Genomic DNA, 11,324 nt, shown 5'->3' with positions numbered 1-11,324 from the left:
TACCTGACTTAATCCAATTCATATCTTCTCTGTTCAGGCTAAACCATTCTCCTTCTAATCGTTTAGAAGCAAAATGCTTATGAAACGCCACCTCTGTCTGGTGGTGATTTCCAGTCTTAATCAAGTAGATAAGTTTGTTCTCAAATGGAAGCTTAATGTTAAAAAGATTCATTCGTTTTTCGATGTGTTTTGTTTTTCCAATTTTAAAAGTGCCATTCATATATTCTTGGACGAAGTATACATACCCCGGAGCATTACCGTCTGGAAAAGGAGATTTAAGTATTGTTTCTAATTCTTCCTGATTTGTTTCAAAAAGATATATTTTTTGAGGTTGCGCAAAAGATAATTCATTTGTTGCCTCTTTAGTGATAGAGTTTTTCATAAATATTCGTTCCACAAGCTGTTTAATCAAAAAAACTCACGTCTCTTTCTAATTGAATTCTATAAAATATAGTATTATTTTCCATTATAGTATAATAAAACTCATATTTATAGTTAAATAGTGATGAATGGCATTGTTCTTACTTGATTTAAAGCATTAGCTAGGAGGTTTTAAGAAGGGATAACCAATTGTTGATTGCAGCGGCAGGCGGCGACTCCTGTGGGATGAGTGAGACAGATAAGACATCACAACCACGCGCGTAAGCGATGGGTGATGGCTTATCGCTCACCCCACGGAAAGCGTCCGCCTAAAGCGGAAATCAACTTTACTTACTTCTTAATATTGCCTCCACTTCTCCTATCTACTTACCACAAAATTTAATACTCATTCAAAACAAAAAAAGAGAACCATGGCATAAGCCATGATTCTCTAAAGTTAATATACTACATTAAGCTTCTAGTACTTCATCTGTACGAACTACAAGTACATCACAAGTAGAAGAACGTACAATATATTCAGACACACTACCAATTAAAAATCTTTCCATTGCATTTAGACCAGTTGCTCCACAAATGATTAAATCTGCTTCTACCTTATTAGCTAGATCCTTAGAAATCATTGTCTTAGGTGAGCCATACTCAACAATAATATTTACATTTGCCACGCCTGCAGCAAGAGCTTCTTTTTTATAACCACCAAGTAAATCTTCTGCAAATTTTTGAGCTCTTTCAGCGATAGAACGATCATAAGCTTCGATAGCTGCAAAAGAACGAGTATCAATGATATTAACAAGATTTAAAGTTGCGTTATTTCTTTCAGCAATAGAAACAGACTTTTTAAAAGCAAATTCAGCTTCCTTCGAACCGTCTACTGCTACTAAGATCTGATTATATTTTAATGTCATTCTAAATCCCTCCTGGGTTTGTTATACTGTTATATTTCTATACTTAATCTCTAATTCCTGCTATTTCTTAATAGTTATTTAGTCTAATTTGTGAACAATAGCTAATTATATATACGAATTGATGAGCAATTTAGAATTATTAATGCTAAAATATACTTGTTTCACTAATCTATTTAATCATGTTAAAGGGGATATAGACATGCGTATAGGAGTTCCAAAGGAAATTAAAAATCATGAAAACCGTGTCGCAATGACACCAGCGGGAGTTGTAAGCTTAACTCTACATAATCATCAAGTGTTTATTGAAACAGGAGCAGGATTAGGTTCTAGCTTTACCGATGAAGATTATATTGCAGCAGGAGCAACGATTGTTCAAACTGCTAACGAAGCATGGAATCAAGAAATGGTAATGAAAGTAAAAGAACCAACACATCAAGAATTTGACTTAATTCAAGAGGGATCGATCCTGTTCACTTATCTACATTTAGCACCTGAAGAAGCATTAACAAAAGTGTTATTAGAGAAGAAAGTGACAGCGATTGCTTATGAAACAGTCCAATTACCAAACAACTCTTTACCTCTTCTTTCACCAATGAGTGAGGTTGCAGGTCGTATGGCTACCCAAATTGGCGCTCAATTCCTAGAGCAAATCCATGGGGGTAAAGGAATTTTACTTGGTGGAGTTCCTGGAGTTCCACGTGCCAACGTAGCAATCATTGGTGGTGGAATCGCAGGCACAAACGCTGCAAAAATGGCAATAGGAATGGGTGCAAAAGTCACTATCATCGACTTAAACGTGGATCGTCTTCGTCAATTAGAAGATATCTTTGGAAGCAATGTTCAAACTCTAATCTCTAACCCTTACAATATTGGAGAAGCGGTGAAGGAAGCTGACTTAGTAATTGGTGCTGTATTAATACCTGGTGCCAAAGCTCCTAAGCTAGTATCAGAGGATATGATTAAATCTATGACTCCAGGATCAGTTGTAATTGATATTGCCATTGACCAGGGAGGAATTTTTGAAACGTCTGACAGAATTACGACTCATGACAACCCAACTTATGAAAAGCACGGAGTTGTGCATTATGCAGTTGCGAATATGCCAGGAGCAGTTCCAAGAACATCTACTATGGCACTAACGAATGCTACAGTACCTTATGCAGTGCAAATTGCTAACAAAGGGTACAAGCAAGCGTGTCTGGATAATTTAGCGCTTCAAAAAGGGATTAATACATTAGGCGGTCATGTTACATTTGCAGCAGTCGCAGAAGCACAAGGCTTACCATATACAGATGTTACAACTCTTTTAAAATAACATTACTCAATCACCCAGCTCTAAAGAGTTTGGGTGATTTCTAAATTTCTAGACAGTGAGGTGGAATAGTGAATTATCTATACGTTGGCCTCGCAGGTGGACTAGGTGCATTATGTCGCTATGTCATTGGTTTTTATTTAGCACCTCACTCTTCTTTTCCTTTTTCTACATTACTTGTTAATTTAATTGGTTGTTTTGCTCTCGCCTTTATTTTGTCTCGAACAGAGAGGTTTTCCTACAAATTACGCCTCGCCTTAGGTACGGGGTTTCTCGGTTCCTTTACTACCTTTTCAGCCTTTAGTGTGGAAACTATACTTTTAGTAGAACAATCCGAATATGCTTTGGCACTGATTTATCTAATATGCAGTATAATTGGCGGCATGATTAGTAGTAATCTTGGATGGAAAAAAGAGGTGGAAGTATGGCTCTAATTTCTTTAATAGCAGTAGGAGGAGCGGGATTCCTTGGTGCAATACTGAGATTTTATACTGCTGAAAAACTAAATAAGCATAGCCAGTTTCCTTATGGTACGCTTTTTGTGAATTTAATAGGATCTTTTCTACTCGGGTTACTGTGTGGGGTGAACGTGGAAGGAATTTATTATCTGCTCATTGGTATTGGGCTATTAGGAGCACTGACAACCTTTTCAACGTTGAACGTTGAATTGATAAAATTAAAGGAAAAACGAAAACAATACCTTTTTTATTTGATTTCTACTTATGTAGGTGGGTTGTTCGTAGCTTTTATAGGTTACTTTTTTGGAACTATATTTTAGCTCTAATTTTTGGGGTTGCCTGTATTGATTGGAGCGGCAGACGGCGACTCCAGCGGGAGGAGGGAGACAGATAAGACCTCACAGCCACGCGCGTAAGCGATGGGTGAGGGCTTATCGCTCCCCCCGCGGAAAGCGTCCGTCTAAAGCGGAAATCAACTCTACTCACTCACTAATCTGTTATGAAATGAAAAAAGTCTAACTCCTAAAGGATTAGACTTTTAAACATTTTAAAGTATTTGCAGCTCTTTCGGGAATTTAGTTAACACTTCCACTCCGTCAGCAGTAACCACTACATCATCCTCAATACGTACGCCCGTAATATCTGGGTGGTAAATACCTGGCTCGATCGTAAATACCATTCCTTCTTCTAATACCATTTCATTAACACCTGTAATCGAAGGGAATTCATGAACTGAAATTCCTAAGCCATGACCAAGGCGATGCGTAAAGTATTCACCATAGCCAGCCTCCGTAATAACATCACGAGCCGTTTTGTCTAATTCCATAGCAGTGACACCTGGCTTCACTGCATTTACAGCTGCCATTTCTGCCTTAAGTACCGTTTCGTATACTTCTCTTTTTTCAGGAGAAGGTTCGCCATAAGCTACCGTACGAGTTATATCAGAACAATAGCCGTTATACACTACACCAAGATCAAACAGGATGAAATCACCCTTTTGAATTTTGCGATCTCCTGGAGTTCCATGAGGAGAAGCAGTCTTCGGTCCACTTAATACCATCGTATCAAATGACATTTGAGCTGCGCCTTTTTCTTTCACGGCTAACTCGATAGCATTTAAAATTTCTAGCTCCGTTTTACCTTCAGCAATCTCTTTACAACCGACTTCAATCGCATAATCTGCTAGCTCTGCTGCTTTACGCATATTAGCTAATTCTGCCTCGGATTTTATAACACGTAGCTCATTGATCTTTTCATCTAAACGATTAATTTGAAGGGAAGAAAATCTTTTCGTTATTGCTTCTAATCTTTCAACCGTCATATGAGATTTTTCAATTGCTAGGCTCTGAATGGATTGTCCGCTGTCTTTTACTGCTGACGCTAATACGTCCCAAGCGTTGTCTGTGTCCTGATGACCAATAATAGTCCCTGACCATCCAGCTGCTTTGGCATCCGGCATCTCCATTTTAGGGCAAATGATAAACGGGGGAGCATCTTTGAAAATCATCACTCCAAGTAAACGTTCGTGCGGATTGCTTTTAAATCCGGTAAAATAGAAGACGTTATCAGGAGTAGTTACGAAAGCAGCGTCTATGCTGTTAGTTTGTAGGTATGACTGAATTTTTTTTATAGATTCCAAGTAAAGCACCTCTTTTTTATTTATATTATAAGGATAGCAGAATAAAGGAATTCTTGCATTAGCGTTGAATGAACAATAAGTAGGTTTAAAAAAATTTTTAAGGAGAGATGTCAAAATGAAAATTAGCTATCATGGACACTCAGTAGTAAAAATTCAAACAAATTCTCACACTATTTTAATTGATCCTTTTATAACGGGGAATGAAAAAACAGACTTGAACGCGGCTGAACAACAAGTGGATGCTATTCTTTTAACACATGGCCATGACGACCATGTTGGAGATACAGTGGAGATTGCTAAAAAATGCAATGCCATTGTCGTAGCACCTTTTGAGCTAGCAAATTATATACAATCCAAAGGAGTAGAAGTGCATCCGATGGGTATCGGAGGCGAGCGTGAATTTGAGTTTGGAAAAGTAAAATTTACTCAAGCTTTTCATAGCTCTTCTACTACAAATGAGGAAGGCCAGGTCATTTATTTAGGGATGCCTACTGGTATTCTCTTCAGTGCAGAGGGAACTACCCTATACCATGCTGGGGATACTGGTTTATTTGGGGATATGAAACTGATAGGTGATCGTCACGATATTGATGTTGCTTTCCTTCCTATAGGTAGCAATTTCACAATGGGACCAGAGGATGCGGCTTATGCTACAGAATTACTTCAGCCTAAAATAGTAGTTCCTATTCACTACAATACTTTTCCACCTATCAAACAGGATCCAAAGTACTTTGAAAGCTTAGTTAAAAAGGCAGAAGTTCAAATACTTTCAGCTGGAGAATTTGTTGCACTCTCCTAGGATAAGAAAATTATTAAAATGTGTTACAATAAGCGTATAACTAACGTTTGGATGTGACTACATGACAACAAAACATGAGCAGATTTTGGCTTACATTGAAAACCTTCCCGTTGGTGATAAAATATCGGTTAGGCAAATTGCAAAAGATTTATCGGTAAGTGAAGGAACAGCTTATAGAGCCATTAAGGAAGCAGAAAATAGAAGAATAGTTAGTACTATTGAACGAGTGGGTACGATTCGTATAGAGCCTAAGAAAAAAGAGCACCTCGAACGTCTTACATTTGCAGAGGTAGTTAATATAGTAGATGGACAAGTACTTGGTGGTAAAGCTGGGTTATACAAGACATTGAACAAATTCGTTATTGGTGCCATGCAGCTAGATGATATGATGCGCTACGTAGAGCCAAGCAATCTATTGATCGTTGGTAACCGTTTGAAGGTACATGAGACTGCTTTAAAGGCTGGGGCTGCAGTTTTAATCACGGGTGGCTTTGATGTTTTAGAAAACACGAAAAAATTAGCTGATGAGCTAGAACTTCCGGTTATATCGACAAGCTATGATACCTTTACGGTTGCCACGATGATTAATCGAGCGATTGACGACCAGCTTATTAAGAAAGACGTTTTACTGATTGAGGATATATACGTACCACTAGAAGAGACGTCTTATTTATACGCAACAGACCTTGTAAAACAATATAGAGATTTAAATAATATGACCTCTCATGGGGGATTCCCTGTAGTAGATAGATCCAATAAGCTCGTTGGAATTGTAACGGCTCGTGATGTTATCGGAAGAAATAGCAATGAAATGATTGAGAAGGTTATGACAAAAAATCCTATTGCTATTACGATGAAAACAAGCGTTGCCTCAGCCAGCCATCGTATGATTTGGGAAGGAATAGATCTTCTTCCTGTTGTTAAAGAGAGCAATTATTTAGAAGGTGTCATCAGTAGGCAGGATGTATTAAAGGCCTTACAGGCTGCTTCTCGACAGCCTCAAAACGGTGAAACGATTGATGATATTGTAAAGCAGCAGATTAAAGTAGTTTCATCTGAGGAGTTTATGTTTGAATTTGTTGTGACGCCTCAAATGACTGACCATTACGGGGCAATGTCTTATGGTGCTTTTGCGATCCTTTTGACAGAAACAGGAGCACAAGCTTTAAAAATTAAAAAGCGCGGTGAATCTGTCGTTGAAAACATGACGATTTATTTCACTAAGCCTATTCAATTAGAAAGTATCCTACGCATCCAAGTAAGGGTTTTAGAAATGAGTAGGAAAGTAGCGAAGATGGATATAGAGGTTTTCCATGATAAGCAGCTAGTTGGTAAGGCTATGGTCACGTATCAATTATTAGAAAGATAACGCATAATATAAAAAAGATGCGGCATTTTGCCGCATCATTGATTTAAACTAAGTTCTTCTTGTACAAACTGACCGTAGTGTTTGGCTGCTTTATAATGATGGTACATAAAATACCCACCGATTAATACAAAGATAATAGATACTACATAAGTGAGTGTTGATTGATAAATCAACATAAAGTTAAAGCCGAAAAACAATATAAACGCTCCAAGACAAACGGAAGCCTTCGCAGTATACCATTTTTTGCGAATAGGAAGTGTTGCACGAAGCTGTTTTGTTTTAAAATAAAAATACCATACAAACGAGACGATTATACCTAAAACTAATATTCCATTTAATATCATGATGTACCTCCAATAAAAGTAATGCTATTTTTATTGTAAAGGTAAACTTAAAAAAAGGCGAATAGTAATGCGTCTCTATGGAGGAAAAATTATGAAAAGACAAATCATTGACACAATCGAGAGCTATGACAAGATTATTATACATCGCCATGTGAGGCCAGATCCTGATGCCTATGGCTCCCAAATTGGCTTAAAGGAATTACTTGCTTTAAATTACCCGAACAAAAAAGTATGGGCAACAGGCACGCATGATAGTACATTAGACTTCCTAGCAAAGCCTGATACTGTTACAGACGAGGACTTTAAGGATGCACTAGTTATTGTGACGGATACAGCCAATACAGAGAGAATAGATGACAGTAGATATAATTTAGGTAAATTTTTAATCAAAATAGATCACCATCCGAACGAAGATGCATACGGAGACCTATTATGGGTAAATACAGAGGCGAGTTCTGTAAGTGAAATGATTTGTGAGCTTTTCTTCGATGGGGAGGAATATAAGGGATGGAAAATGGATTCGACTATTGCCCGCCTATTATACGCAGGAATTGTAGGGGACACCGGAAGATTTATGTTCCAAAGCACAACAGAACAAACAATGCTTTATGCAGGTAAACTGATCTCCTACGGTTTTGATCGAACAGAACTATTTAATGGTATGTATGAAGTAGAGAGCAACATGCTTCAGTTAAAAGGCTATATTTACGCTAATTTTGAAATGGAAAATGGCGTAGGACATATGAAGTTAACAAGAGAACTTCTGCAAAAATACCAAGTGTCAGAATCTGAGGCTTCCTTATTGGTAAGTGCCTTGTCAGACGTGAAAGGGATGAAATGCTGGGTTTTCTTTATCGAGGATGAAAAGGAAATCCGTGTTCGATTACGTTCCAAGGGCCCAGTTATTAATGGAGTGGCTAAAAAGTATGGTGGCGGTGGACATCCTTTGGCTGCTGGAGCTACTGCTTATTCATGGGAGGAAGCAGACGAAGTATTAGAGGACTTAAAAAAAGCTGTAAATTGAGGTGTTATGAATGCAAACAGTATATCCCCAAATTGTAACCTCAGCGGATATGCTGAAAAGTACAATTCAATTGGAGCAGCTCATTGAAAAGCTGAAAAAAAATAATACAAAGGTGGCAGCCATTACAAATAGTATGTTGTATGGTGTGTTGCCTTTTTGGCATACGCTTATTAAAAATGACATACAGCCGGTCATTGGGCTAACCATCAAGGTGCAGCTAGACAATGGCCCGGTGTCTTTAGTAGTTTATGCGGAGAATAATAAAGGCTATGAAAACATCTTAAAAATTTCTAGTGCAATGGAAACGAGAGAGCTAGATTTACTACCAAAGAAATGGCTGAGTGCTTATAAAGAAGGATTAATAGCAGTGTATAAAGCGGATCCCTTGCTCTCAAAAGATAATCTGATAGAGCTAATGGCCATATTTAAACCGAGTTGCTTATTCATTGGGATAGAGCGTCCTAGTGGCAAGCCAACGGAGGAAGAGAGTTTAGTTAGAGAAACAGCTGAAGAACTAGACATTTCGCTTACTGTTTATCACGAGTGTCGGTATGTAGATAAAGAGGATGCGTTTGCTTTTGAAGTACTGCATGCAATGGACCAGTCCGTAAAGATGACAGATTTTCAAAGAAAAAAACCAAAGCCAGACGCTCACGTACTTTCTTACGAGGAATGGAATGAATGGTTTGCAGATGTCCCAGAGTGGATTTCTAATACAAAAACAATGTTAGAGCGTTGTATGGTTGTATTCGATAAGAAAAAGCATATAATGCCAAAATATCCTTTGCCAGTAGATGGGAATGCCAAGGATTATTTAGTATCTCTTTGCGAGGAAGGACTAAAAGAGCGAGTACCACATTATACCCAAGCTTATTTAGATCGTTTGCAATATGAAATAGACGTTATAAGTCAGATGCAATATGAAGATTACTTCTTAATCGTCCAGGATTTCATGAAGTATGCAAAGCGTTCCAATATTTTAACAGGACCGGGAAGGGGTTCCTCTGCCAGCTCCCTTGTAGCTTATACTTTATATATTACAGATGTAGATCCTCTCCAATATGGACTCCTATTTGAACGATTCTTAAACCCTGAACGTATCACGATGCCTGATATAGATATTGACTTTGCTGACTCAAAAAGAATGGAAGTAGTTCGCTATGTAGCGGAAAAGTATGGACAAAATCATGTTTCTCAAATTATTACATTTGGTACCTTGTCAGCGAAAGCAGCTGCTCGTGAAGTAGCAAGAGTATTTGGATTTGAGGCTAGCACCATGAACGCCATTTCCTCGTTTATACCTTCCAAACTAGGAATTACTTTAAAAGAAGCTTACGATCAGTCACCTAAACTTAGAGAATTTATCCAAACAGAAGATATGCGTAAAAAGTGGTTTGAAGTTGCTCTTAAATTAGAGGGACTACCAAGAAATGCATCTACCCATGCCGCAGGAATAGTGTTATCCCCACAACCTTTAGTAAATACTGTCCCAATTCAAAAGGGGCATGATGAGATTTATTTAACGCAATGGCCAATGAAGGAAGTGGAGGAAAAAGGCTTATTAAAGATGGACTTTTTAGGATTGCGAAATTTAACAATAATTGAGCGAATTCTTAAATCGATTCATGTTAAGAAGTCTTCTATCTCTTTAAAGGATATACCATTAAATGACGAACAGACGTTTAGCCTTCTTCAAAAAGGCGATACAACGGGAGTATTCCAGTTAGAATCAGCTGGTATGCGTAATGCATTAAAGCAAATTAGACCGACTAGATTTGAAGACATTGTAGCAGTTAATGCACTATACAGACCAGGCCCGATGGATAGCATCCCTCTATATGCACAACGTAAGCTTGGACAGGCTCCTATTACTTACGAGCACCCAGTTTTAGAGCCGATATTAAGGGGAACATATGGAATTATTGTGTATCAGGAACAGATCATGCAAATTGCCTCCAAAATGGCTGGCTTTACATTTGGCGAGGCTGACTTGCTTAGAAGAGCCGTTAGTAAAAAAAATAGAGAAGTTTTAGAAAAGGAACGTTATCACTTCGTCCAAAAAGCCAAACAGCTCGGTCATGAGGACCAGGCAGCCACTTCTGTTTATGATTTAATAGTCCGTTTTGCAGATTACGGGTTCCCAAAAAGCCATGCGGTTGCATATAGCGTTATTTCTTATCAAATGGCGTATTTAAAGGCTCACTATCCATTAGAATTTTACGGTGCTCTCTTAAGTACTGCGATAGGGAATCAGGAAAAGATTAATCAGCTTATAATCGAGATGAAACAAAGAGGTATAGCTGTGTTACCTCCTTCTATTTTTAAAAGTCAATCATCCTTTAGTGTAGAGAACAATGGAATTCGCTTTGGCCTTCAGGCGATAAAGGGAATCTCGTATCCATTCACGCAAAAGCTTCTACAGCAAAGGCATAAACGGCCAGCGAAATGGGAAGATATTTTTGACATGGCTTCTGATTTGTCTGCTGTTTTCTTTACTAGGAAAAATATCGAGCCACTTGTAAAGGCTGGAGCTTTGGATGAATTTGGAGTGGAACGTTCTACGTTATTAGCAACTATAGATGCTGCCGTAAAATATGCGGAGCTTGTCAGTCCTACAGAGGAAACAGATTTATTTGAAGGAGACTCTTCTCCTTTCGGAAAATCAAAATATATTAAAATGGATCCATTACCAATCATGTCTAAACTAGAATTTGAAAAAGAAGTGCTTGGTCAATATTTTTCAGAGCATCCAACAGTCTCAAAGAAAAAGATGGATAATAAAATCCAGCATATTTGGGATATTCAACAGTCTTCGAAAGATTCTTATGTGAAGGTTATTGGCATGGTGGAGGAGATTAGAAGGATTCGGACAAAAAAAGGAGAAGCAATGGCTTTTGTCACCGTCCAAGATGATACCGGGACAGTTTCTATCACCCTATTCCCGGATGATTTTGCTAAATTTAATACCCTTCTAAAAGAACAAGCTATTCTTTTTATAGAAGGTAAGAAAGAGAGCAGGAATGGCAGAGTCCAAATAATTGCGAAGAATTTATCTGTCTGTTGATAACTAATATGTTCAACGACTTTGAGAAC

The 11,324-nt window shown here is 38.0% G+C and carries 11 protein-coding genes; 7 read left to right on the top strand and 4 right to left on the bottom strand.

Features of this window, described 5'->3' with window-relative positions; genetic code table 11:
• Together AC06OU_RS03380 and AC06OU_RS03375 are read right to left on the bottom strand one after the other, a co-directional pair.
• Positions 1-382 (bottom strand): GIY-YIG nuclease family protein (locus AC06OU_RS03380; protein WP_475853978.1); only part of this gene is annotated, 382 nt, incomplete at its 3' end.
• A gap of 448 nt (positions 383-830) precedes the next feature.
• Positions 831-1,286 (bottom strand): universal stress protein, encoded by a 456-nt coding sequence (locus AC06OU_RS03375; protein WP_298473291.1) that lies wholly within the window; start codon positions 1,284-1,286, stop codon positions 831-833.
• A 199-nt stretch (positions 1,287-1,485) separates the two neighbouring features.
• Here AC06OU_RS03375 and ald point away from each other — a divergent pair, with 199 nt between their 5' ends.
• From ald to AC06OU_RS03360, 3 genes are all read left to right on the top strand, one after another.
• Complete coding sequence (gene ald / locus AC06OU_RS03370; RefSeq protein ID WP_475853976.1) at positions 1,486-2,601, top strand: alanine dehydrogenase; 1,116 nt, start codon at positions 1,486-1,488, stop codon at positions 2,599-2,601.
• A gap of 68 nt (positions 2,602-2,669) precedes the next feature.
• A complete protein-coding gene (gene crcB, locus AC06OU_RS03365; protein ID WP_475853975.1) occupies positions 2,670-3,032 on the top strand; it encodes a fluoride efflux transporter CrcB in 363 nt (120 codons plus the stop codon).
• Positions 3,023-3,376 carry a fluoride efflux transporter FluC gene (locus AC06OU_RS03360; RefSeq protein WP_475853974.1) on the top strand — a complete coding sequence of 118 codons (354 nt, stop codon included), beginning with the start codon at positions 3,023-3,025 and terminating at the stop codon, positions 3,374-3,376. Before crcB ends, AC06OU_RS03360 begins: the two co-directional genes overlap by 10 nt.
• Before the next feature lie 227 nt (positions 3,377-3,603).
• On the opposite strand, the gene AC06OU_RS03355 is transcribed toward AC06OU_RS03360, so the two are convergent.
• Entirely contained in the window at positions 3,604-4,695 is a 1,092-nt protein-coding gene (locus AC06OU_RS03355; protein ID WP_475853972.1) for a M24 family metallopeptidase, read from the bottom strand.
• 115 nt (positions 4,696-4,810) lie between these two features.
• Between AC06OU_RS03355 and AC06OU_RS03350 the strand changes: the two genes are divergently transcribed.
• Positions 4,811-5,494, top strand: a complete 684-nt coding sequence (locus AC06OU_RS03350) for a metal-dependent hydrolase (protein WP_298473301.1) — start codon at positions 4,811-4,813, stop codon at positions 5,492-5,494.
• A gap of 61 nt (positions 5,495-5,555) precedes the next feature.
• Positions 5,556-6,863 (top strand): DRTGG domain-containing protein, encoded by a 1,308-nt coding sequence (locus AC06OU_RS03345; protein ID WP_475853971.1) that lies wholly within the window; start codon positions 5,556-5,558, stop codon positions 6,861-6,863.
• A gap of 35 nt (positions 6,864-6,898) precedes the next feature.
• On the opposite strand, the gene AC06OU_RS03340 is transcribed toward AC06OU_RS03345, so the two are convergent.
• Positions 6,899-7,207 carry a YtpI family protein gene (locus AC06OU_RS03340; protein WP_169360326.1) on the bottom strand — a complete coding sequence of 103 codons (309 nt, stop codon included), beginning with the start codon at positions 7,205-7,207 and terminating at the stop codon, positions 6,899-6,901.
• A gap of 91 nt (positions 7,208-7,298) precedes the next feature.
• Here AC06OU_RS03340 and AC06OU_RS03335 point away from each other — a divergent pair, with 91 nt between their 5' ends.
• The gene (locus AC06OU_RS03335) at positions 7,299-8,231 is read left to right on the top strand and encodes a DHH family phosphoesterase (RefSeq protein ID WP_340883032.1); all 933 of its coding nucleotides are present in this window, start codon (positions 7,299-7,301) and stop codon (positions 8,229-8,231) included.
• 10 nt (positions 8,232-8,241) lie between these two features.
• Entirely contained in the window at positions 8,242-11,295 is a 3,054-nt protein-coding gene (gene dnaE / locus AC06OU_RS03330; RefSeq protein ID WP_475853968.1) for a DNA polymerase III subunit alpha, read from the top strand.
• Positions 11,296-11,324 lie beyond the last annotated feature (29 nt).

Source organism: Psychrobacillus sp. (genome assembly GCF_056205495.1).
This window is presented reverse-complemented; position numbering and strand designations above follow the sequence as displayed.